Annotated in this window: 23 protein-coding genes, 1 pseudogene and 1 riboswitch; of the genes and pseudogenes, 9 read left to right on the plus strand and 15 right to left on the minus strand. The window is 34.8% G+C overall.

What is annotated here, in order from left to right:
• Window positions 1–87 precede the first annotated feature (87 nt).
• Window positions 88–1197 carry a PRK06851 family protein gene (locus tag MNO09_RS28905; protein ID WP_088106798.1) on the minus strand — a complete coding sequence of 370 codons (1110 nt, stop codon included), beginning with the start codon at window positions 1195–1197 and terminating at the stop codon, window positions 88–90.
• A 149-nt stretch (window positions 1198–1346) separates the two neighbouring features.
• Window positions 1347–1459, plus strand: a riboswitch (SAM riboswitch).
• Window positions 1460–1544: 85 nt separating this feature from the next.
• On the opposite strand from MNO09_RS28905, the gene MNO09_RS28910 reads away from it, so the two are divergent.
• Window positions 1545–2177 carry a cyclase family protein gene (locus MNO09_RS28910; protein WP_000862971.1) on the plus strand — a complete coding sequence of 211 codons (633 nt, stop codon included), beginning with the start codon at window positions 1545–1547 and terminating at the stop codon, window positions 2175–2177.
• 27 nt (window positions 2178–2204) lie between these two features.
• On the opposite strand, the gene MNO09_RS28915 is transcribed toward MNO09_RS28910, so the two are convergent.
• From MNO09_RS28915 to MNO09_RS28945, 7 genes and pseudogenes are all read right to left on the minus strand, one after another.
• Window positions 2205–2585, minus strand: a complete 381-nt coding sequence (locus tag MNO09_RS28915) for a hypothetical protein (protein ID WP_000424112.1) — start codon at window positions 2583–2585, stop codon at window positions 2205–2207.
• Between the two features lie 224 nt (window positions 2586–2809).
• Window positions 2810–3301 (minus strand): annotated as a pseudogene (locus MNO09_RS28920) (ATP-binding protein); the annotation flags it as partial.
• 168 nt (window positions 3302–3469) lie between these two features.
• The gene (locus MNO09_RS28925) at window positions 3470–4735 is read right to left on the minus strand and encodes an S-adenosylmethionine decarboxylase related protein (protein ID WP_070169373.1); all 1266 of its coding nucleotides are present in this window, start codon (window positions 4733–4735) and stop codon (window positions 3470–3472) included.
• Window positions 4736–4974: 239 nt separating this feature from the next.
• Window positions 4975–5643: a YwrJ family protein gene (locus MNO09_RS28930; RefSeq protein ID WP_001004276.1), complete on the minus strand. Its 669-nt coding sequence runs from the start codon at window positions 5641–5643 to the stop codon at window positions 4975–4977.
• Between the two features lie 177 nt (window positions 5644–5820).
• Window positions 5821–6264, minus strand: coding sequence for a spore coat protein (locus MNO09_RS28935; RefSeq protein WP_088106797.1), 444 nt, complete (start codon window positions 6262–6264; stop codon window positions 5821–5823).
• A 21-nt stretch (window positions 6265–6285) separates the two neighbouring features.
• On the minus strand, window positions 6286–6819 hold the full coding sequence (locus tag MNO09_RS28940; protein ID WP_000051645.1) for an LSm family protein: 534 nt from the start codon (window positions 6817–6819) through the stop codon (window positions 6286–6288).
• A 235-nt stretch (window positions 6820–7054) separates the two neighbouring features.
• Window positions 7055–7294 (minus strand): helix-turn-helix domain-containing protein, encoded by a 240-nt coding sequence (locus MNO09_RS28945; protein WP_002006755.1) that lies wholly within the window; start codon window positions 7292–7294, stop codon window positions 7055–7057.
• Window positions 7295–7473: 179 nt separating this feature from the next.
• Between MNO09_RS28945 and MNO09_RS28950 the strand changes: the two genes are divergently transcribed.
• The gene (locus tag MNO09_RS28950) at window positions 7474–7842 is read left to right on the plus strand and encodes a hypothetical protein (RefSeq protein ID WP_000235484.1); all 369 of its coding nucleotides are present in this window, start codon (window positions 7474–7476) and stop codon (window positions 7840–7842) included.
• A gap of 195 nt (window positions 7843–8037) precedes the next feature.
• On the opposite strand, the gene MNO09_RS28955 is transcribed toward MNO09_RS28950, so the two are convergent.
• Window positions 8038–9087, minus strand: a complete 1050-nt coding sequence (locus tag MNO09_RS28955) for an NAD(P)/FAD-dependent oxidoreductase (RefSeq protein ID WP_001070939.1) — start codon at window positions 9085–9087, stop codon at window positions 8038–8040.
• A 331-nt stretch (window positions 9088–9418) separates the two neighbouring features.
• Here MNO09_RS28955 and MNO09_RS28960 point away from each other — a divergent pair, with 331 nt between their 5' ends.
• From MNO09_RS28960 to MNO09_RS28970, 3 genes are read left to right on the plus strand one after another with little or no spacing between them, the layout of a single operon-like run.
• Window positions 9419–10336, plus strand: coding sequence for an iron-hydroxamate ABC transporter substrate-binding protein (locus tag MNO09_RS28960; RefSeq protein WP_000732567.1), 918 nt, complete (start codon window positions 9419–9421; stop codon window positions 10334–10336).
• Window positions 10337–10384: 48 nt separating this feature from the next.
• Window positions 10385–11425, plus strand: coding sequence for a FecCD family ABC transporter permease (locus MNO09_RS28965; RefSeq protein WP_002096896.1), 1041 nt, complete (start codon window positions 10385–10387; stop codon window positions 11423–11425).
• Window positions 11422–12429 (plus strand): FecCD family ABC transporter permease, encoded by a 1008-nt coding sequence (locus MNO09_RS28970; protein ID WP_000983741.1) that lies wholly within the window; start codon window positions 11422–11424, stop codon window positions 12427–12429. The genes MNO09_RS28965 and MNO09_RS28970 overlap by 4 nt, the downstream gene beginning before the upstream one ends.
• A gap of 45 nt (window positions 12430–12474) precedes the next feature.
• On the opposite strand, the gene MNO09_RS28975 is transcribed toward MNO09_RS28970, so the two are convergent.
• Genes MNO09_RS28975 through mtnK form a run of 3 tightly spaced genes read right to left on the minus strand, consistent with a single transcriptional unit; the run spans window position 12475 to window position 15456 of the window.
• A complete protein-coding gene (locus MNO09_RS28975; protein WP_000926542.1) occupies window positions 12475–13116 on the minus strand; it encodes an L-fuculose-phosphate aldolase in 642 nt (213 codons plus the stop codon).
• 54 nt (window positions 13117–13170) lie between these two features.
• Complete coding sequence (gene mtnA / locus MNO09_RS28980; RefSeq protein WP_000392502.1) at window positions 13171–14214, minus strand: S-methyl-5-thioribose-1-phosphate isomerase; 1044 nt, start codon at window positions 14212–14214, stop codon at window positions 13171–13173.
• Between the two features lie 12 nt (window positions 14215–14226).
• Window positions 14227–15456 carry an S-methyl-5-thioribose kinase gene (gene mtnK, locus MNO09_RS28985; protein WP_000033244.1) on the minus strand — a complete coding sequence of 410 codons (1230 nt, stop codon included), beginning with the start codon at window positions 15454–15456 and terminating at the stop codon, window positions 14227–14229.
• A gap of 585 nt (window positions 15457–16041) precedes the next feature.
• Here mtnK and ahpC point away from each other — a divergent pair.
• The 3 genes from ahpC (at window position 16042) to MNO09_RS29000 (ending at window position 19863) form a co-directional block, all read left to right on the plus strand.
• Window positions 16042–16605, plus strand: a complete 564-nt coding sequence (gene ahpC / locus MNO09_RS28990; RefSeq protein ID WP_000924417.1) for an alkyl hydroperoxide reductase subunit C — start codon at window positions 16042–16044, stop codon at window positions 16603–16605.
• 14 nt (window positions 16606–16619) lie between these two features.
• On the plus strand, window positions 16620–18146 hold the full coding sequence (gene ahpF / locus MNO09_RS28995) for an alkyl hydroperoxide reductase subunit F (RefSeq protein ID WP_000599491.1): 1527 nt from the start codon (window positions 16620–16622) through the stop codon (window positions 18144–18146).
• A gap of 325 nt (window positions 18147–18471) precedes the next feature.
• Entirely contained in the window at window positions 18472–19863 is a 1392-nt protein-coding gene (locus MNO09_RS29000; RefSeq protein WP_000402621.1) for a hypothetical protein, read from the plus strand.
• Between the two features lie 64 nt (window positions 19864–19927).
• Here the strand turns inward: MNO09_RS29000 and MNO09_RS29005 are convergent, their stop codons facing one another.
• Window positions 19928–20536, minus strand: a complete 609-nt coding sequence (locus MNO09_RS29005; RefSeq protein WP_001005616.1) for an SAM-dependent methyltransferase — start codon at window positions 20534–20536, stop codon at window positions 19928–19930.
• 176 nt (window positions 20537–20712) lie between these two features.
• The gene (locus tag MNO09_RS29010; RefSeq protein ID WP_000853521.1) at window positions 20713–21828 is read right to left on the minus strand and encodes a M20 peptidase aminoacylase family protein; all 1116 of its coding nucleotides are present in this window, start codon (window positions 21826–21828) and stop codon (window positions 20713–20715) included.
• Window positions 21829–22094: 266 nt separating this feature from the next.
• Between MNO09_RS29010 and nhaC the strand changes: the two genes are divergently transcribed.
• On the plus strand, window positions 22095–23516 hold the full coding sequence (nhaC, locus tag MNO09_RS29015; RefSeq protein WP_000711538.1) for a Na+/H+ antiporter NhaC: 1422 nt from the start codon (window positions 22095–22097) through the stop codon (window positions 23514–23516).
• Here nhaC and MNO09_RS29020 read toward each other — a convergent pair.
• Window positions 23505–24776, minus strand: a complete 1272-nt coding sequence (locus tag MNO09_RS29020; RefSeq protein WP_000972848.1) for a hypothetical protein — start codon at window positions 24774–24776, stop codon at window positions 23505–23507. The two genes, nhaC and MNO09_RS29020, sit on opposite strands and share 12 nt — an antisense overlap.
• Between the last annotated feature and the right edge of the window lie 32 nt (window positions 24777–24808).

Consider the following 24808-nt stretch of genomic DNA (forward strand, 5'->3'; position numbering starts at 1 on the left):
GAAATTCGACAAATATACTACTAAGTTTACTACATACTAAAATAGCTGTCAGAAAATTCCCGACAGCCTACCAAAGTTCCTTATTTTTTACTTGTTCTTTTCTGTTACACTAACCGCAATTCGTTCAAACTCTTTTTGAATCTCCTCTTTATATGCGTCTACTTTTGAAAAATCCATAGCAGCAATATAAATTCTTTCTAATTTATCACGAACTGATTTCGCTTTCGCCAAGAAAGACATCGCCTCATTCATTTTTGCTTTATATTGAATCGACACGTCACGAATTTCTTTCGCATACTTCTCATCTGTTCCTGGTGTCACAATTAAGGCATACATATCTATAATTTCATCACCTTCGCGGCTCGGAAAATATTCATGTGGTGCGGTGCTATCAAAAATTGCAAACCCTAATTCTCTTACGATAACCATATCAAGACTATTTGGATCAAATCCACAATGATATACTTCAACTTCAAATCCTTTTTCTTCTGCTGCCTTAGCTAATTTTTTAAGCATTGTTGATTTCCCAGAGCCTGGGCGTCCTTTTATAAAATAACGATGTGGTAATCCCTCTGTTAAATTAGGAACAAAATCAACTGCTCCTTTCGGTGTAGCTGCCCCTAAAAACCGATGTTTCACAAGCGATTGTTTCCCGCCTTTATCTGTAAATAACTTCTGAATCAGCTGATCGGTTAGTTCATTTGCTTTATTAAAATCAATATTATTAATATATATTTTCTCCCACTCATCATGTATAACTAGTGCCTCGTTAAAACAAGCGTAAGCAGTTTGAAAAGCCTTGCTTGCTTCTGAAACAAATCGTTCAATTTCCACCTTCTGCTTTCTTAATTTATTTGATTCCCAAGCAACCCCTAAATTAATATACTCTTCGACAACTCCTGGCATTTTCGGCTCAATAACATGCGGTGATGTTCCATCAACAATTCCTACTTTTAACTTCGGGATAATTACACCATCAACCGATTTATTATCAGAAGAACAGTGTAAAAATTCAATATCATATCCTTTTTCAACCCACTCACGACCTATTGCTTTGATTAAAGAAGATTTCCCGGTTCCAGGACCACCCTTTAAAATAAATAACCTGTTTAGCCCTTTTAAATTCTCGTCGTATAAATTATGAAATCCTCTAGCTGTATTTCCACCAGCGTAATAATTCAATACATTCCCTGTCACTGCACTCACTCCTTCGCAGCATTCTATTTACATAAGCTACAATATGCGAGCAACTTTATTTGGGTGAATACCTATTTTGTATTGCACGAAAAAAGGAAATGAATTACAATTTAAAAGTAGTGAATATTCAGAAATGAAAACTTAATATGTCTTTATCAAGAGAGGCAGAGGGACCGGCCCTTTGAAGCCCAGCAACCTCAGTTTATATAAACTGAATAGGTGCTAATTCCTGCAAAATGCATTGCATTTTGAAAGATAAAACGTAACTATTGTGTGCAAAACTCATCTTTCTTGATTATGAAAGGTGAGTTTTTTATATTTCAAAACATATATTGGAGGTATTTAAAATGAAAGTAATTGACCTATCACAAACATTTGAAAACAATATGTCTCAATTCCCTGGAACACCAAAAATCAATTTAGGAGCCATTACAAGCGTTGAAGAGACAGGCTATCAAGTTACAGATTTTCATTCTGTCGTTCATGTTGGCACGCATTGTGATGCTCCTGCTCATTTCATTTCAGGCGCAACGACTATTGATCAATTACCCCTAGATCAATTTGTAGGCGAAGCTGTTCTTATTGATGTAACTCATGTACAAGAACGAAAACTACCTAAAGAAGTATTACACAACGCTGACATAAAAGAAGGAGATATTGTTATTTTCCATTCCAATCTATCTACTAAATGGAATACAGAGGCGTATGAGCAAGAAGCTTTTTATCTTTCTGAAGAATTAGCCGAGGAATTAGTTCAATTAAAAGTAAAATCGGTCGGCCTAGATTTCATTTCTCCTGATGAGGTAACGACAGAAACATCACCAATTCATCACATACTACTTGGGAATAATATTTATTTAATTGAAAACTTAACAAACTTAGATGCCATTCACACGAAACGTTTCTTTTTCTCAGCGGCACCTTTAAAAATTAAAGATAGCGACGGTGCTTTTGCAAGAGCATTCGCTGTAATTTTTTAAACAAACTATACAAAAAAGCAAAGATCATCATTGACCTTTGCTTCTATTTTTTTTATTTAAACTAAGAAAGAATTGCTCAACACGAGGACGTAACCAAGCTAAATAATCTTTCTCTTTCTTCTTTGTACAAGCTATTTCTTCCCCATCTACCATTCCAACAAGCTCTAGCTCTAACAGTTGCCTCGTAAATGCTAACATATTTATTTCTTCTTCTGGATACTCTTCTTTTAATTTCTCCTCAATTTCCCCTAATAAAAAACCGTCACGCATCATTGCCAATGCATCAATCCAAAGTGGCGGCATTTCATATTTTTCTCCTGTAATTGTATCTTTTACAATATAATTCTTTTGCTCTTTTCGAAATTGAATCGTGTGTAAACATACAGTCGAATTTAATGTTAATTCCATCATACCACCTCTTTCATAATATCTGCATAGAAAAAAGGATGCGCGTGCACCCCTTCTTTCTCTAACACTACCGAACCGTTACATGAATAACAAATCTCATGTCGATATTTTCCTCCATTATAAACGAAGTATTTTATAAAAAAAACCCTTCTTGAAACATTTTATAAAATGTTTATATTTACACAACAAGAACACTTTTCTGAAAAATATTTTCCTCTAGCACATTATGCTGTCGGTAAAAAAATTTCCACTTTTTCCCTATTCCCATGCTACTTGGAATCGCAGTACTTCCTTGATGTTCCTTAATAATTTTATATGTGACCATCAATCCAAGTCGTTCCGTACTATTCTCCTTTGTTGTGTAAAAAGCCTTTCCAACCTTCTCTATACCAAAGCCTTGATCTTCAACAGGAATACACAAATGCCTTTCAGTTTTTTGATATGCACGAATATGAATATCTCCACCTTCTGGCATTGATTCTATTCCATTTTTAATAACACTTGTTTTAATTTTTTATCATCACCATTTATAACAGGTAGATTTCCATCTACTTGCACATGAAATTTCACTCTATATCGCGCTGCATAACTTTCCATTAGCTGTACAACATATAAAAGGATTCCCGTATATTACACCATTCATAATTCGTTGATTTCGGTTTTCCTAATAACATCAATTCACTAACAAACCCGTTAATTCTTTCAAATACTTTTAAGGCTTCTTTTTCCTCATAGATAAAGCTTTTAAATTTGTTCATATAAATACTCCTCATGTTCTATACAAACACTCTACATATTATCTCCTTAAATTATCAGTATGAAATTGCTTTCAGGGCAATAAGAAAAGGAAGGGGATCCCCATCCCCCTCCCTTTTCGCTATAACTTATATCCATCTTACCCGATCATGTAGCAGTCCATCCGTAAAATCATTTCCCCCTACTACAAAATCCTTCATATATAAATTTAAATATTCTCCATACTTACTTTCTGTATTTAATAATAATTCCTCTACATAATAGGCACCTTGTTTAAAGTTATCGAAAAGTAAACTACACAAACCAGCATAAATTCCGCATCCTACTTGAAAGTAAGTTGCATTCGTTTTATATTTACGAAAAACTTGACTGCTATTCATCACGTTATACATATATGTCTCGCTATTTTCATAAACGAGTAATACACCAACTAGATCCTCGCCAGCAATCTCTTCTTCCGCTGGATTAAATACTTTACGATTCCAGTTCCATAAATCTTCTACCTTATCTAAATTCTGCCTAATTACATTTGTTGTATACTCGTTAATTCGGTAAAGAAACCCAACTTCCATATTGAAGTTTTTCCCTAAAATTAAAACTTCCTCATGTGGCATTAAACAACCATAAAACTCTTTCTCTCCTAACTTTACTTTATACTCTGAAGCATATACATCTTCATAAAAATAAAGGGGACGATGATGACTCATATACATCGGATAACTCCATATCGCTTCATCTAGAAATCGCTCTACTGCCCATGAAGCATACAGTGTATGAGGCTTTATTAGTGCTGTATCATTCAAAAATGACGTATCATGTTCTACTATATAGCATGCTCTTGGCTTTTCATTTGGGCGTTCCTTCATAAGTTCAACAACCATCCACTGAACAACACCTGGATTCATACCTGATCCTATAATTGCTTTTGTATTTGTAAATTTCTCTTTCTCCTTCTCAAACCTCGTATATCTTTCCGTAAGCTGAAAGCCGATTAAACTATCGTCCTGATCTACTGCCTCATTTTCCAAAGCTGAATTAATATAACAAATTCCAAGTTCATTACAACAACTTAATACTCTGATTGTATCTGCCCCTGAAACATCAATAACAACACTCGTACTACTTTCTTTTAAATGCTGTTTAAATGTCACTACATCTTGAAGGTCGATTTCGTATAAAAACAATTGATTTTTTAAATTTGGAAACAACTCATCATAATAAGTCCTATCTTTTTGTTTTATATCAACTAAATGAAATGTAACATTCTTTATCGTTTCATAAATCGTGTCTTTTTCATTTACTATCGCTTGATTTAAAATTGCTAAAACTGCTTTTGCTGCTCCACCAGCACTACCAAGTAATGTAATCGATAACGAATTTGGAAACTGCTCCACAAACAAAACCCCTTTAATATATTAGTTGAACAGTTCTCCCTCAAAAAAAAACAAATTGAATATATGAAAAAATGGCTCGTACATATTTTTTATAATTTTGCACAAGATTAGCTCTTCATAGGTAAAGCTAACATATTTCTATTCAATTCATTTTCCCCCTCATATTCAAATCGAGCTAAACAAATAGGCTCGACCTTTTCTTCTGCATATAAAAGAAAAAGCCAGCCCTTTCAACTAGTCTACGGACAATGGACAGATTTCACGTGTTGAATATTCACATACATTTTTGCATCACGTGCTTTTAATATTTCAATATGCCCTTCATCAATCTTTGCCATCTTTCCGATCTTATTAGATTCCTCACCTAAATCGAACACCATGATTTTGCCGGACATTTTAATAAGCTGTTCTTCAAATGTTCTAGCTAACGTAATATTTAATGGATTCACGGGGAGTTCATTTTTATTGAGGGCGTACGGGACTTGATTTTCTTTATACGGAATTAACCATTTCAAATGCTTTAAAGATATATATACTGTTTTATAAACTGGACTATAAAAAACAATATAATCGTTCATTATACTTGTGACATACCCATGTATTGGAGCATTTCCAGCTACATAAATTTCTGTAAAAATCCCTTTAGAGGTACTTAATACTTTCCTCAAAGAAATTGAAGGGGATTCCCTCTTAATTACAGAATCAACATCTGGCTTTGATATTTCTTCATCATATGGTCTTAAAAATTTATAATATTGTACATGGTATAAAGATATATATACGTAGTCTTGTCCATTGTAAAGAACAACGATATCATTTCCTACGTCTATTAATACACCTTTAAATCTCTTTTCACCGATTAATTTAACATATATATTTTCTCCAATACTTTTGTTTAACTCATTCATCTATATCCTCCTTCCTATGAAATTACAATTTTCCTTTCTTTTATTCTAAAAATAATCAGGGGCAATGTTCTGTTTTTTAATAGTAAGAAACCCTTTTCATATATCCAAAAATAATTACAGAGAAATATGAAATTGTTCTTCACTTTCAATCATAATGCCCCTTTTATTTATTAAACATTATTCTTCTTCATTCTTTTTGTTTTTAACTATTTGACTCACACTCTTAATATGGGAATTAATCACATAAATGACCTCATCACCGTTAACTAGTGTAATATTTCCATCATGTATATCACTTAATAAACCTTCCACACATTCTGGACCGCCACGATTAATTTTTACCCACTTATACTTCAAGTCATTTAATACATCTAAAAAAGTATCTTCTTCCGCATAAAAACATGAAACATATTCTCCTTGTGCCTCTTTCACTTTTCTGACTAGACTCTTCACATGTTTCAGCTGATAATACACTAATTCTCCATGAGGTAATTGTAGTGTAAGGTAATCTTTTCCTAACAATGACAGTACACCTACTCGACTTTCCGGTCCACGAAGATTTACTTTTACATTCTCACCAACTAAACCTTTGATTTGATCACAGCATAATACATCCTTCAAATTCATACCCTCCTTTCTGTTTTATCTTCCTCTACTTGATTGTCTTAGTGCGCGAGCCCGACTTGAATTATTGCTATTTTCATTACTTTTCTCATTGCTACTCTCATCACTACTCTCATCACTCTCTCCACTTACCGGTGCATTATAATTAACACTCTTAATATGAGATAGTGCAATTAACACAACTTCTTCTTTAATAATCAATGTTACATAACCGCCAGAAACATCTTGTAAAATACCTTCAATTTTCTCTGGTCCACCACGGTTAATTTTCACCCAGCGGTATTTGAAGCTTTGAAGTAGCGTTTCAAAGTCTTCTGCAATGTCTTCTTCCACCCATTCTAAATCACCTACTCCACCATCTTTCGTATTTTGGGTAATGCTTTTCAGATGGCGAAGCTGGTAGTAATGGTTCTCTCCTTTTTCATTCTCTAATCCGAAGTAGTCCACACCTAATGATACTATTGTTCCTTTTTGAGATTCTGGTCCACCTCTGTTTACTCTTACATAAGATCCAATTAAGTCTTTCAAAAAATCCCAATGAAATAAACTCACGAGAAAACCCCTTCCATTAATTTATAAGCTTTTGCACTGATAGTATATGTATCTGTACAGGTTACGTTCTCTATGTTTGTCCTAGCTATAAAAAAATATGCTTTTAACATGGTAGACTACTACCTATCAAACTCCCGAAAAATCCTGGGGACTCCTTAAAATTTTGATGTCTTGAAATAAAAAATCCCGTATGAAGATACATTTCTGCATATCTTCATACGGGATCTCCCATAGTTTAATCTTCGTCTTTAACATCCATATCTTCTGGAATTGGTTCGTTCAATATATCTTCCACTAATTGCTTATATTTCTCCATTTGTTCTAAATGTGTATTGAATTGTTCTTTATTTAATAAATATTGCTCTCCATCAAATAATGCACGAATTTTCTTTTGCTGAATTAGCTCTTCAATATACGACTTTGGTAAATTCAAATACTCCGCAGCTTCTTCTACTGTTATATACAACGCGTTCATTCCTTTATTATTTTTTCATATATACTGTATCTTACTTTATTTTTGTAAACAAATAAAAAAGATTTTGTAAATGCAATTTAAAAAGAAGGTGGATGCATTCCATATATTGTATAATAATATAGTAAGGATTTTTTAAATATAGAATGGTATTACCCATTTACACAAAGGAGAGTTAACATATGGCTACTCGTCACATCATTACAATGTTAGAAAAAACATTACAGGTTGAAACTGAAAACACAATTTCTCATTTAACTACATCTTTATCTAATCGTATTCTTTCTCAAAGCTCAGTAATACATGAAAACAATTGTTACCATACAATTGGGGAATGGTACAAAAATCATTTTTTATTCCAACAAGATGATTTCCTTTGGGCTAAATACGCTTTCTATGACGCATATTGTGAAGCTATAAAGGGACAAGGACATCTTACAAAACGCGTCCGCCAAATATTAGAATCATTAGCTCGAATGCACGGAAAACAGTATATTGCGTCTATATTAAATATGCCATTTCCTAACGAACGAGCTAAAGGGACAGCATAATGTAATATTGTTCTGCGTCAGCAAAACATAGATTTATTGTTTTCTAGGAAGATTTACAAATAAAACGTTCATATCACATGAACTGATGAAACCGGTGTCATTATAATGATTGAAAATATAGTAAACAGGAAAACCCCCATTTACCTCTCTTATCACTCGAATAGAGAAGTAAATGGGGGTATACTTGTTTTTTTATTATTTCATCATCTGCTTGATCAATTCACGATTTCTCTTCTTAAATACTTCATTATGCGAAGAAACCATTCCGTACTCACTTGCATCTGGTTGAATAAATTGTTTCGCTTTATTTACAGCATTTCCAGCATCTTGGAATGCTCCCGCGATTAAGTGTAATTTCCCTTCGTGCTTTAAAATATCTCCCGCAGCATATAATCCATCTACAGAGGACTCACTATTCGCATTACCTGCAATATAATAATTATCTATAATTGCAACGTCTAACTCACTATTTTCTAATAACGTAATGTCACGTTCATATCCATGGTTAATAATCACTTCATCAATAGGTAAATGTGAAATTTCACTTGTTTCATGATTCGTTAATTCTACATATTCGATCGCTTCATGATTATCACCAGCAATGAGTTTTGTAATCGATGTATTAAAGAAACACTCCGCCGAGCTGTTCAGCAGTTGTTTTACTTGTGCTTCATGACCAGATAATTCTTCTTTTCTATATGTTACATACACTTTTTTCGCAATTGGTTCTAATTCATTTGCCCAATCAACAGCAGAATTTCCTCCGCCGGAAATAATGACCGTCTTACCTTTGAAACGCTTTAAAGATTTCACTGTATAATTTAAATTAGATACTTCAAATCGCTCAGCACCTTCAATTGATAACTTTTGAGGTTTCAATATACCACTTCCAGTTGCGACGATAACTGTTTTTGAAAAATGTTCTTCTCCAGTGCTCGCTTTTAACGTAAAAGTGCCATCTTCGTTACGAATAATCGATTCTACTTTTGTATTTAATACCACTTCTGGCTTAAATGTTAGCCCTTGCTGTACAAGTTGTTCAATTAGTTTATCACCTGTAACTGGCAGCAGCCCTCCTACATCCCATATCATCTTCTCTGGATAAACATGTATTTTTCCACCTAACTGTGGTTGAAATTCTATTATTTTCGTTTTCATCTCTCTGAGTCCACTATAAAAAGCTGAATAAAGCCCTGCAGGTCCTCCGCCTATCACAGTTACATCAAACAATTCTTCTTGATTCATTCGTGTCACTCCTCAGCTACTAGTCGTTGATTATCATTCTCAATAAAATATAACCTGTTTCCGCAAAATTTACAATCAAAATTACTATTGACAATACACCTATATAAAATTATATTATTTAAAGAATCAATAGTGATAATCATTATCAATTTGTTAATAATTAGCAAATTTGAGATTACATCTTCTTTTATTAATATGGTTAATACTATATTGTAGTATCTCATATTCAAGATTTTTAATAAGCATTTTGCATTACCACTACTCTTTCAAAAAGATTGCAGTTAAACAAATTATTATATACACATATCATCTATGTTAAAGGAGAAAGACAATGAAAAAGTTATTTATTTCACTAACAGTTCTTTTCGTTCTTGTTATGAGCGCTTGTAGTAATGGCTCTACAGACAAAAAGAACGATGCAAAAGGTAGTAAATCAGAAACAATTACATACCAATCTGAAAATGGTAAAGTAGAAGTTCCTGCAAATCCAAAACGCGTTGTTGTTTTATCATCATTCGCTGGTAACGTAATGTCATTAGATGTAAATCTTGTTGGGGTAGATTCATGGTCTAAACAAAACCCACGCTTTGATAGCAAACTTAAAGATGCTGCTGAAGTATCAGATGAAAACGTTGAAAAAATCGCTGAACTAAATCCAGATTTAATCATTGGTTTATCAAATATTAAAAATGTTGATAAGTTAAAGAAGATCGCTCCTACTGTAACGTACACTTACGGAAAAGTTGATTACTTAACACAGCATTTAGAAATCGGTAAGTTATTAAACAAAGAAAAAGAAGCAAAAACTTGGGTTGATGACTTCAAGAAACGTGCACAAGACGCTGGTAAAGAAATTAAAGCAAAAATTGGTGAAGATGCAACAGTTTCTGTTGTAGAAAACTTCAACAAACAGCTTTATGTATACGGCGAAAACTGGGGCCGTGGAACAGAAATTCTGTACCAAGAAATGAAATTAAAAATGCCTGAAAAAGTAAAAGAAAAAGCATTAAAAGAAGGTTACTACGCATTATCTACTGAAGTATTACCTGAATTTGCTGGTGATTACTTAATCGTAAGTAAAAACAAAGATACTGATAACTCATTCCAAGAGACAGAATCATATAAAAACATCCCAGCAGTAAAAAATAATCGCGTATACGAAGCAAACATGATGGAATTCTATTTCAATGATCCACTTACATTAGACTTCCAACTAGACTTCTTCAAGAAGAACTTTCTTGGTAAATAATACAAACATGAGGAATTCTTAATTTAAGAATTCCTCTTCCTTTATTCTATGAACAGAAAAGATGTGAAACGAATGACAAAAGATCACGACAATCCACGTTCTATAGCTTTTACATACAAACTAATTTTGAGCATAATTGCATTCTTTCTTATTTTTATGGTGGCAATGGTATTAGGTGCTGCAGATACTTCAATAAAAGACGTATGGTTAGCACTTACTTCCTCCGCTAAAGGGGACAAAATATCTATTATTCGCGAAATACGTTTGCCACGTGAAGTTGCTGCTATTTTTGTAGGAGCGGGCCTAGCTGTTTCTGGAGCAATTATGCAAGGATTAACACGAAATCCACTTGCAGATCCTGGATTATTAGGGCTATCTGGTGGAGCAAATGCTGCGCTTGCACTGACACTTGCTTTCAATCCTTCCATCAGCTATCTTTACTTAACATTTGCTTGCTTTATCGGTGCTGCAATTGGCGCAATTATGGTATTTGGAATTGGTATGGTGAAAAAAGGCGGGCTGTCCCCTCTTCGAATTGTATTAGCCGGTGCTGCCGTTTCAGCATTTCTACTCGCAATTTCAGAAGGAGTCGGTATTTACTTCAAAATTTCACAAGATGTATCACTTTGGACTGCTGGGGGCGTAATTGGAACTACTTGGAGCCAATTGAAAATTATTATTCCAGTCATTTCAATTAGTATCTTTATCGCTATCTTACTAGCAAAAAAATTGACAGTTCTTAGTTTCAGTGAAGAAGTGGCTATTGGACTAGGTCAAAAAATTATTGTTATTAAAACCATTCTATTTATCATTATTATCTTACTTGCTGGTGCTTCTGTAGCGCTTGTCGGAAATATGGCATTTATCGGTTTAATGGTACCTCACATGGTACGCCCAATTGTCGGTCCAGATTACCGATTTGTTATACCGATGTCAGCAATTGCTGGAGCTTCCTTTATGCTACTTGCAGATACAATCGGACGTACTATTAACGCTCCATATGAAACACCAGTTGCCGCTATTGTCGCAATTGTAGGGCTGCCATTCTTCCTATTCGTTGTACGTAAAGGAGGAAAAACATTCTCATGATGCAATCTATTCTAAGAAAACAACGTCTTATTATACTCGCTTTACTAATACTGACCATCACCACCATTGTAGTTGGAATGGGACTTGGTTCAGCATCTTTATCTTATGATCGACTACTCCCAACATTAATGGGACAAGGGACTTTTAAAGAGGAGTTTGTTTTATACTCTTTAAGACTACCTAGAATTGTTATTACATTATTAGCTGGTATGGCTCTCGCTTTATCAGGGGCTATCTTCCAAGGAATTACTCGAAATGATTTAGCTGAACCTGGTATTCTCGGAATCAACTCTGGGGCCGGTGTTGCTGTTGCTATTTTCTTTTTATACTTTCCAATAGATGTAGGTTCATTTCTTTACTTACTACCAGTCGTTGGATTTATCGGGGCTTTTCTTACAGCTGTTCTAATCTACGTATTTTCATATAGCAAATCAACTGGGCTTCAGCCAATCCGACTAACATTAACTGGTATTGGTTTTTCATTTGCACTATCTGGAATGATGATTGTCCTTATTTCATCCGCTGATCGTATGAAAGTGGACTTTATCGCCAAGTGGATTGCCGGAAACATTTGGGGAGATGACTGGGTCTTCGTTTTAGCAATGCTCCCATGGTTAATCGTATTAATTCCGTTCGTTTTCTATAAAGCAAATCGATTAAACATTCTAGCATTAAACGAGCCAGTCGCAATCGGTGTTGGAATTGAAATTGAAAAAGAACGCAGATACTTATTAGTTGCAGCCGTTGCGCTTGCTGCTGCAGCTGTTTCCGTAACAGGAGGAATTAGTTTTATCGGACTAATGGCTCCTCATATCGCGAAATCTTTAGTAGGTCCAAGACATCAAATTTTCATGCCTATCGCCCTTTTAATCGGCGGATGGCTATTGCTATTAGCAGATACAATTGGCCGAAACATCGTTGAACCTAATGGCATCCCAGCAGGTATTGTCGTTGCTTTAATTGGTGCTCCTTACTTTATGTATTTGTTGCTTAAGAAGGCGTAAAGAAACCCCCTCAAGATTTTTTCTTGAGGGGGTTTTTATTTCATTCTACTGCTGCCCATACCCTTCAAACTTCTTAGCCAAATTCGCCATCTCATCTTCTGGCAATAGCTTCGGCTCTCCGACGCTTTTTGTTTGATAGTAAATTTGCGCACAAAACTCGATTTCTTCCGCAACAGTAAATGCCATTTTTATGTTATTTGCACCTGCAATTAAACCGTGGTTCTCAAGTAAAACGGCACGACGATCAATCATGCCTTCAAAAGCAGCATCTGCTAATTGCTTCGTACCAAATGTTTCATACGGTGCACAGCGTACATTCGGGCCTGCGAAAGCGATTAAATACGATACTGCAGGAAGTTCCCATCCTAATGATGCAATTGTCTTCGCATAAGGTGAATGTGTATGCACAAGCGCATTTATATCTTCACGATTTCTATAATAAATAAGGTGCATGTCTAACTCGCTTGATGGCTTTCTCTCTCCCTCTACCACTTCACCATCTAAGTTTAATATAACTACATCTTCAGGTTTTGTTTCATAATACTCTAAACCACTTGGGCTAATTGCAACAAGAGCTTGCTCGCGATTGAAAATACTAATATTGCCGCCTGTCCCCTTTGTTAAACCGCTAGAAATCATTTTCTTTCCATACGCTACAATTTCTTCTCTTTCTTTTTGTAATAACATATACATCCCCCTAAGTATGAAGCTTATGATGACTGACTTTTTAAATCTATCTACTTATTGAAATAGCTTTTTTAAATTCTCCGTAAACGGCGCTTTTACAATCCCTTTTTCCGTAATAATCGCTGTTACATTTTCATGTGGTGTGACATCAAATGCCGGATTATATACTTTACTTTCTTTCGGAGCAGAATATTGTCCGAAGCGATTAATCACTTCAGAAGCATCTCTTTCCTCGATTGGAATTTCTTTTCCTGTCGGTGTTTTTAAGTCGATTGTCGGTGTTGGTGCTGCTACATAAAACGGAATGTTGTAGTATTTTGCTAAAATAGATACGCCTAATGTCCCAATTTTATTTGCTACATCACCGTTTGCTGCCACACGGTCGCACCCAACGATTACCGCATCAATCTTCCCTTGTGACATGACCATAGCTGCCATATTATCCGTAATGACAGTAACATCAATCCCCGCTCGTTGTAGTTCTAATGCTGTTAACGTTGAACCTTGTAATCTAGGACGTGTTTCATCCGAAAAGATTTTTAAGTCCCATCCTTTTTCTTTCGCTAAGTACATTGGAGCTGTCGCAGTCCCATACTTAGTCGTCGCTAACGCACCAGCATTACAATGTGTTAATACTCCCATTCCATCATGGAATAATGTTAATGCATGTTCTCCGATTTGACGGTTAATTTCTTCATCTTCTCTATGAATCTCTTTTGCCTCTTCTAGTAATCTATCTTTCAACTGGACGATTGATAAATGTGAGTTCTCTGTCGCTACCGCTTCCATTCTTTCAAGTGCCCAAAATAAGTTTACTGCTGTTGGCCTTGATGTTGCCAAATATGCACATACCTTTTTGACTTCCTCTATAAAGTCTTCCATCTTACTTTGAATAACTTCCTTTGTTCCTAAATACACACCATACGCTGCTGAAACACCAATCGCTGGTGCTCCTCTTACTTTCATTACTTGAATGGCATCCCACACACTTTCAGCTGTCTTGAAAGATTCATAGACAACTTCATTCGGTAGTAATGTTTGATCTAATAAAACTAAAGCATTATCTTTCCACTGAATGGGTATTAATTGTTCTTCCATCATCTTCTCCCCTTACTTCGCATAGTGCATTGACTGTTCTTTTAACGTTTCTACAAAGCTTGTGCCTGTTTTATATTGATTCGCTCGTAAAATAAACTTCTTCGCTACTTGAAGACAAATGCGTTCCGCTCTAGCACGTGTTTCCTCATTCTCAATACAAGTAATATCTTTCACTTTCGCTAGCCCAACAATACGACGAATTAACTCAAGGCCCGTCACTGCAGCCGTATCTTCTAATACAGATTGTAAATATACTTCGTTAAAGCCTTCTTCCTTCGCCATGATCTCGGTCACATGAATATTCCAAGCATCTAAAAACTTCTTCTTAAATAAATCAATTACCTCTACCATTGTCGATTGTAGCCAACCCATATACGCATCTTTCTCAGCCCCAGGCTTCATAGTCGCATCTGCATTCACCCAAGCAAACATTAAATTCGCCATTACATTCCCAACGTCATATCCCATTGGTCCATAAAAGGCAAACTCAGGATCAATAATCTTCGTAGAATCATTTTTCACAAAAACAGAACCCGTATGCAGATCACCATGAATAAGCGCCTGTGCATTCGTCATAAAAGCAAACTTAAGTTTTGCTACTTCCATACGAAGCCCTTTATCACTATAAATATGCTCTCTAATCCATCCTTCATTTAACGGAAATAACTCGTTACGCTTATTATGATTTGTAAATGGCTCAGCGTAGACGAGGTCTTCTGTAATTTCACATAACTCAGGATTTATATAATTTTTCACAAGTTCCTTCTTCTCTTTATGATTCATTACAACATCTGATGTTAATAAGAGTGTGTTTACCAAAAAGGTCGTTACATCATCCGCAAGCTTTGGAAACATTTGATGATTTATAAGTGCTGTACGTAATATTGTATGGTCCGATAAATCTTCCATTACGCAACAATTCATCACACTATCAAACAAATATACCTTTGGAACAAGCCCAGGTGCTAACTCCTCCTCTAACTGTAAAACATCTGATTCTATACGAATACGATTCGTCGACAACTTAAACTCATCTGAAATGCGTGCTGTATGCCCAGCTTGCTTTACAATGACAGAAATATTCTTCTGTTCATCCCAAACGCGGAATACATAATTTAAATTACCATCGCCTATTTCTTTACACTGTAACCCCTTTGCATCCTCAAACTTACATAATTTCTCTTTCACATATACAATTACATCGTTAGCTTCCATTAAAAAATACTTTGTGAACTTAGACATGGTTTCCCCTCCACACTAATTGTAAGCGTTTTCTAAAGGTCGTAAAAAATAATAGGGTGAAATTTTTTCATCCTATATTATATCTTCTTTTTGAAAGGTATATCTAGATTTTATTATATCTTGTTAGCACCTTGAGTCAATGTTTCTATATCATTGCAATATGCTTCCTAATTATATATTTGAGATGACAAAAATTGTTCAAAAAGATTTTAATTCATTTTATTTTATTTATCACACAATTCTTTGTAAAATAGAAATAAGCAATCCTTTTCAACTCCACAACTTCTAAGAAGTATTCTCTTCCTAACAATTTATACTTACACCATGTCTCTAACATACACACTACTCTTTTATATACTCATTGAAAATCGATTACATGAAAACTACCTTTTAATTCTCTAACAACCTTAATTGAGAATTAATATTAATTAAATTGATATAAAGTTGGTTTATTCTCTTGACAAAATAACCACTTCTATATGATAATTAATATCGAATTAGAATTATTATAGTTAATTAAAAAATATATTTTATGAGCACACTATTTTTTGATGCTCAAAACCAACATTTAGGAGGAATTTTAATATGTTATTAATCGGCACAGAAGTAAAACCGTTTAAAGCTAATGCTTACCATAATGGAGAATTTATCCAAGTTACTGACGAAAGTTTAAAAGGAAAATGGAGTGTAGTTTGTTTCTACCCAGCTGACTTCACATTCGTTTGCCCAACTGAACTTGAAGACTTACAAAACCAATACGCAGCTCTTAAAGACTTAGGCGTTGAAGTATACTCTGTATCTACAGACACTCACTTCACTCACAAAGCATGGCATGATAGCTCAGAAACTATCGGCAAAATCGAATACATTATGATTGGTGACCCAACTCGCACAATCACTACAAACTTCAACGTTTTAATGGAAGAAGAAGGTCTTGCTGCTCGTGGTACATTCATCATCGATCCAGACGGCGTTATCCAATCTATGGAAATCAATGCTGACGGTATCGGCCGTGACGCAAGCATTCTTGTTAACAAAATTAAAGCAGCTCAATACGTACGTAACAACCCAGGTGAAGTTTGCCCAGCTAAATGGCAAGAGGGTTCTGCAACACTTAAACCAAGCCTTGACCTTGTAGGCAAAATCTAAGGAGTTCGATCAAAATGATACTAGATGCAGATATAAAAACACAACTATCCCAATACCTTCAGTTAATGGAGAACGATATTTTACTTAAAGTAAGCGCTGGAGACGACGACGTATCTAAAGATATGTTAGCTCTAGTAGACGAATTAGCTACTATGTCATCTAAGATTACAGTAGAAAAAGTTGAATTAGAGAGAACACCAAGCTTTAGCGTAAATCGCCCTGGTGAAGACACTGGTGTCGTATTCGCTGGTATTCCATTAGGACACGAATTTACTTCATTAGTGTTAGCTTTACTACAAGTAAGTGGACGCGCTCCAAAAGTTGAACAAAAATTAATCGATCAAATTAAAAACATTCAAGGCGAATATCATTTTGAATCTTATATCAGCTTAAGTTGTCATAACTGTCCTGATGTTGTACAAGCTCTTAACGTAATGAGCGTTCTAAACTCTGGTATTACACATACTATGATTGATGGCGCTGCATTCAAAGAGGAAGTAGAAAGCAAAGACATCATGGCAGTACCAACAGTTTTCCTAAACGGCGAATCTTTCGGAAGCGGTCGTATGACACTTGAAGAAATTTTAGCTAAAATGGGTAACGGTCCAGATGCATCAGAGCTTTCTGATAAAGATCCATACGATGTTCTTGTTGTTGGTGGCGGCCCTGCTGGTGCAAGTGCAGCAATTTATGCAGCACGTAAAGGCATCCGCACTGGTATCGTTGCTGAGCGCTTCGGTGGTCAAGTAATGGATACTATGGGCATTGAGAACTTCATCAGCGTAAAACGCACTGAAGGTCCTAAGCTAGTAGCAAGCCTTGAAGAGCACGTAAAAGAATACGACATCGATGTAATGAATCTACAACGTGCGAAACGTTTAGAGAAAAAAGAACTTATTGAAGTGGAACTTGAAAACGGCGCTATTCTGAAAAGTAAAAGCGTAATCGTTTCAACAGGTGCTCGCTGGCGTAACGTTGGCGTACCAGGTGAAGCTGAGTTCAAAAATAAAGGTGTAGCATACTGCCCACACTGTGACGGTCCATTATTCATCGGAAAAGACGTAGCAGTTATCGGCGGAGGTAACTCTGGTATTGAAGCAGCTATCGACTTAGCAGGTATCGTTAAGCACGTAACTGTTCTTGAATTCATGCCAGAATTAAAAGCTGATGCTGTATTACAAGAGCGTCTTAACAGCTTACCAAACGTAACTGTTCTGAAAAACGTTCAAACGAAAGAAATCACTGGTACTGATAAAGTAAACGGTATTTCTTACATCGATCGTGAAACTGAAGAAGTTCATCACGTTGAATTACAAGGTGTATTCGTACAAATCGGTCTTGTGCCAAACACAGACTGGTTAGGCGAAACAGTTGAACGCGCTCGCGGTGAAATCGTAACAGACAAGCACGGCGCTACAAACGTACCAGGAGTGTTTGCTGCAGGTGACTGTACAAATAATCCGTACAAACAAATCATCATCTCTATGGGTTCAGGTGCAAACGCAGCTTTAGGTGCATTTGATTACTTAATCCGTAACTAATTTAGACATAGTAGTAATTTTTTCATACTTGTATAACATTTTTGTTAGCTCAAAGTATAAAAAATTTCTTCATAAAACACTGTACTATTTAACAATTAGTACAGTGTTTTTCTGTTTTAAAACTAGTATAGTTTTTTTCACAAAATATCTATTCAATTCATCAAAATAATTATCAATCTGCAATTTCTTTTTTTACTGGATTACTATTAAATAATATTATTGAGACAGTTCTTTGTCCGTAATTTGAGGCATCAACCAGTACTGTTTCTGGATAAAAACGATTAATTATACCAAATATTCATTTTCTACAAAGGAGATAACCGTTATGGAAATAATAAAAAATAGTTTATTTTTTATAATCTCATTTCTCATTAAGTTAATTTTTTCTGCATTTATCGTTATTAAATCAGTGTTTGCCTCCACTATTCTATGTATTATTTTTCAGTATATATTTTTATTTTTTATCATTATACTTAGCTTAGCCGTACTCCAATTTATCACTCATGGAATCAGGTTCAAAGTATTGAAATACCTATATCATAAATTTATTAGAAACAAAAATCTAAAAGTAATACGATTAATAACTGAATTATATTATCTTTCAGATAAACTTTTGTACTTTATCTCTCCGCGAGTCCTATATGCATCTGCATATAGGGAAGATACTTCAGTTGACAAAACTAAACCATTTAGCCCTATTCATTGGTACAATTTTCTTAAGTCATTTATAAGTACAATGTTCCAAATTTCATTTGTGAATATTTTAATATGGTTTATTATTTTATTATTTTATCAACCTACTTTAATACAAAATATTAATGAGATTTTACATTGGAATAATATTTCTAATACAATAAAACATCTAGATTATAAAGCAATTAATGCTATAACAGGATGTTTAGCACTTCTTATATCTACGTTTACATTAATACTATTTAGAACAACAATATTAACATCAAAAGCAAAAAAAAAATTATATGATGAAAGATATGAACAAGCTATTAAATCTCAATTAAAAATCTCTGCATCATTAAGTACTTGCTTATACAAATCCAAACAAAACATTAGTACTTTAGAACGGCAAATTGACCTGATAACAGATCAATTTTGCAAGAAACTAGCTCATTCTGAAAGTTATATTTTTTCTAATGGAAAATTGCAGAAGGATTCTAGAATAAAATACTATCGCCCCTCTAATACCGTAGAATTATTTAAATCTTATAATTCGTTAAAAAAGGAAGTAGAGGAGATACTAGATTCCTTAATAGAAATTAATAATAGCTCACTCAACAATATATACTTTAAATTAAATAAACACTCTAAATATGAAGTTGCAAAATTAGGAATTGACCCTTTAAATAAGTCTTTAAATTTAGACGCACTTCTTCTTAGTCAAGAATTTTTATTAAATACCTTTACTAATACTCTCAATTACTATAAACCTTTACATACTCGCTTTATCAAAATTAAAGAACTACAATCAGGATTCCTACCCAAAGAAGAGTTTATGAAAGAATATAAATACCACTCACAATCCATTGAGGATATAATTGCTATGGAAGAAAATGATTTGCAACAAGCAATAATTGATTTTCGGAACTCACTTATCAACAGTTTTGAAGAATCTATTTACTATTATGTAATTACCCAACAATACGTTAATAACTCATACAAAAAATCTCGTTTAAGTCTTTCTGATTTATTTTTTGGAAAATAATAACTTTATAGTTACAGAAAAAAGTAAGGTATCTAAATTCTTTCCTTACTTTTTTCTACAAGTATTAATGCTCCAATCTATAAACTAAAAATCTCTCATTCCCATTCCTCTCATAAGCCCCAGGCAACCTTACTTCCCTCTTCAATTCAAACGCAGTCTGGTTCTCTAAGAAGAAAATATAATCTTCAGAAGGATAGTATAAAATAATATCCACTTCTCTCTCCGCTTCTTCTACCGAAAGTAAAATGTTATTTACTACGTTCATAAACACTTGTACAGAAAATGGATTGAAGAAATAAAACCGGTTATCACGTGGATCAATTTCATATTCCTGAGCTAAACAGCATTCAAACCGAATTTTATCTTTACTGTTTCTTACCTTTCGTGCATAGCGCTCAAGATTATCCATTGCTTCTTTATAAAACTCTTCATTCATTTCAATTCCAACCGCTGAAGCACCACACTTATGGTGCATGTAAAAGTTTAATCGTCCTTTTCCGCATCCAAAGTCTACAACCTGGTCGCTACTTCTTATTTCATATTGATTCAATAACTCATCTAATCCGCTATACGGCGTCGGTTCATAACGATGATAATGCATAGACTTGTTAAAACCCTTTTGCTCACCGACAGTTTTTATATGTAATACAGCATCGTAATATTGTTCGTTCATTCGTCTTCTCCTATTAGAAAATGGTACTTATTATTATACACCATGTACCGGAGACTCATTTTGCATCAAGCTAACTGGTACGTGAAATTATATTAATGATTTTCTGAATATATCTATCGTAACTTAGAATATATCGACTTAACGACAAATTCCTACAAAAAAAAAACAGGAGCTATCTAGCCCCTGTCCTCTAATACTTTCCATACAGTTTGTTTCAATATTTCTACTCCATCCATAATACAACTATGATCGAACTTCATATATGGATGGTGTAATCCAGGTTGTAGGTTGGCCCCTAGTCCAAGCATGACAGCTTTTAAATGTGGTCTCTTCACTGTGTAGTAATGGAAATCATCGCTTCCTGTCGTATACAGTGGTCCAGTGCATCCCTCTTCTCCGTACACTTCAAGAATGCCTTTTCGCATAAAGCGCTCAGCTTCTTCTGACACTTCAGCTCCTGGCGCGAGATCGATCCACTCATAAGATACTTTAGATCCCATTGATTCCGCTGATAGAATTACTCGCTCTATTTTTTGCTTCAATTCATTTAGTAATATGTTATTTTCTGCTCTTACATCTAAACTAAAATGCCCGTTACCTGGAATGATATTTAGATTATCCCCGCCAGCTTGACACCTTGTCATCTTCACTGAATATGAACTTTGCGGTGGTAGCCATATATTTTTCAAACCGATATTAATCATAGAAATGACATCAATTGCATTTATCCCTTGATGTGGGCGTGCCCCATGTGCATCATCTCCATGAATCGTTCCTTCTAAAAATCCTGCTGCTCCGTGACGAATAGATGGGGCAGCTTGTTTCAAAGGTAGTTCTTCAATCGGTCTTAGATGAACACCAAATAAGAAATCAGCATCATCCACAGCACCCTTATCTACCATCTTTAAAGAACCATTTCCTTTTTCCTCTGCTGGCTGAAAAATAAATCTAACCGTCCCACTATCCCATCTCATATTTTTCAATTGTAAAATAAGCCCCATCACAATGGTCATATGAGCATCATGACCACATGAATGATTCGCTTTAAACTCTCCGTCCACTTCTTGCCAAAGTGCATCCATATCGGCACGAATTGCAATAACTGGATTTCCGCTTCCAATTTCAGCAATCACGCCTGGGCAATCATCAAATATTTTATATGAAATTCCTTCTTCTTTTAAAAAGTTAGTAATATACGCTGTCGTTTCATACTCTTTCCAACTCACTTCAGGGTTTTCATGTAAATGCTGAAAAATTTCAGTTAACCGCTCTTGTAGTTCTAATGTTTTCAAAGCTACATTCTCCTTCCCAAATTCCAAAACCATTCAGGTTAATTATACTTATGAAAAACAGATGTTTTTATGAACATATTGAATTTTAAGAAAAAAGTCAATTGTTTATTTTTAAATACGATCGACAACTCACTTCATAACGATAGAACATTCCTTATTTTCTGTTTTTTATTGACGCTCATATCGATTTTTAGTTATTATAATTTAATAACGTCTATTTTGCGACAATTCTAAAAATACAAACATAAATAATGAGGAGGCAGTTTATGAAAAAAGAAATACCTTTTGGCGTAGCAATGATCCCTATTATCATTACAGTTGCAGTTATGATGGTTACAATTGTTGTATTAAAACAAAGCCCTCACGTCCCACTTATTATCGGTACAACCGTTGCTTCTATCGTCGCTTGGCGTTACGGTTACAAATGGCACGATATCGAAGAAGCAATGTATAAAGGAATTCGCCTCGCATTACCCGCTATCGTTATCATTATTCTAGTAGGTTTAACGATCGGTGCTTGGATTGGCGGCGGAATCGTCGCAACAATGATCTATTACGGTTTAAATCTTTTAACTCCATCACTATTTTTAGTTTCAATTACAATTATTTGTTCTATTGTTGCATTAGCTATCGGTAGCTCTTGGTCTACAATGGGAACAATTGGTGTTGCAGGAATGGGGATTGGCCTAAGTATGGGAATCCCAGCTCCAATGGTTGCCGGTGCTATCATTTCCGGTTCTTATTTCGGCGATAAAATGTCACCGCTTTCAGACACAACAAACTTAGCCGCAGGATTAACAAATACAGATCTATTCACACATATTCGTCATATGTTATTTACTACAATTCCAGGTTTAATTATTACTCTTATCGTTTATGCTTTCTTAGGAAGAAGCTTCGGCGATAACAATATTGATGCAAAAGGTATCGATCAAACGTTACAAGTATTGCAACAAAACTTTGTTATCTCACCTTTCCTACTAATCATACCTGTAGTCGTTATGGTATTGGTCGCTAAAAAGGTTCCTGCTATACCAGCTATTCTCGTAGGTATTATTTTAGGATTTTTATCACAAGTCTTTATTCAAGGTGGTTCTGTCTCCGCATCTGTCGGTGCACTCCAAAATGGATTTGTCATAGACACTGGCAACAAGCTAGTAGACGAACTCTTTAACCGCGGTGGCTTAGATTCGATGATGAATACAGTTTCTATGACAATTGTCGCTATGACTTTTGGAGGAGTATTAGAACATACTGGCATTCTTCGCTCAATTGTAAATCAAATTTTAAAATTAGCGACATCAGCAAAAGGACTTATCGCTTCTACTATCGCGTCTTGCTTTGCAACCAACCTTACTTGCTCTGAACAATATATTTCGATTGTTGTTCCTTCAAGAATGTACGCAAATGCATACACAGAAAAAGGACTACATTCTAAAAATTTATCCAGAGCATTAGAAGATGGCGGAACATTAACTTCTGTTTTCGTACCTTGGAATACATGTGGTGTATTTATACTCGCAACACTTGGAGTTGGCGCATTCGAATATGCTCCTTATGCAATATTGAATTTCATCGTACCTATTATTTCAATCATTTACGGCATAACTGGTCTCACAATTACGAAACTATCAGACATTGAAAAAGCGGAACTACTAAAAAAACAAAAGGCACAACTAGAAGCTTAAAGATACCGGTAAATTCATTTCATATATTGCGCGAGGGCGCCCTTGTTGATAGGGCATTTCCTCGCCGCAAATATGAGCATACCCATAATCAACTAGTTTCTTTAATAACCGTTCTGTCGATCGCCGAGTCACTTGTAAGTATTCAGAAAGATCCGCTGCTGTAAACTTCAATGACGGATGTGATTGACTAAATTGAATAATTTTTGATAAGTTTGCTGGACTCAGTTTCGTTTCCTTCGCTATTTTCATGAGTTCCGGGTTTTCATTCTTCAAACTTTGTACTCTCTGTTCTTTCGGGAACGGACCAAATAGTTCTTTATCACTTGTTAGTATATAAAAACAGTGGTCTATTGGATTATTCTTCGCGAAACTTTGAGCTATTTTAGCATTTTGCTCTGCTTCCTTCACAGTTTTTCCGTAACCAAACCCAATAGCTATCGTTCCTTTTATACTCGCAAATAAATTATTTATCATATTTGTTTTTATAATCGATTCAATATCACCACGAGTCGTATACAAAATGAACGTCATTTCATCAACTTTTTTAAATGAACCACGCAGTTCTTTTGAAATGACATCTAATTGCTCAAGCAAACCTTCTCGTAATTCTAAAGAAGAAATCATACAAGCACCAACAGTAGCTGAATGGCTTTTCGCTAGCTCAGCTTTTATTTTCGCATCTTTTAACCCATTTATAATCGATTGCTTCAGATCTATCATACGCTCTGAAGGAATACCTATTTTTTGAAGTTCATCATAGACAGCATGAATACTAGTTAAAGCTAAATGAGCTTCCCCAGATCGATGTTTAGTTACATGAAAATCAATAACTCTCTTTATTTCATCTTTACTCCACAGCATATTTTCATAATCAAACACTTGTGGACTTTCTTTTATACCAATATCATGGAACACATTTGTAATAAATGAGCGGTCTACTAAATCAATTGAAATGTTATGTGGTTGAATCCCTTGGTGATACATGACAGAAAGAATGGAAGATGCGACAGTTGTCTCGTCTTGCTGTAAATACGTACTTGGAATTCGTAATTGTTCTCTTATTTCTTTTGCCATATAATAAGGTAAAGCACCTGAGAAAAAGATGCAATCACAAGGCTTTAAACGCTTTAAAAGTTCAGAAGATTCCGCCGGATGAAGGTAAATATATGGATCAATCTCTATTTCTTCTAGTTTATGAGCGACAGGTAAAAGTGTCTCCATAAACTCTTTTGAACCGACAACTGCAATTTTTATCATCATTTCTCTAACTCCTTATCATTAATTAACGACTA

It is taken from the genome of Bacillus sp. N5-665, assembly GCF_022637375.2.
Lineage (GTDB): Bacteria > Bacillota > Bacilli > Bacillales > Bacillaceae_G > Bacillus_A > Bacillus_A wiedmannii.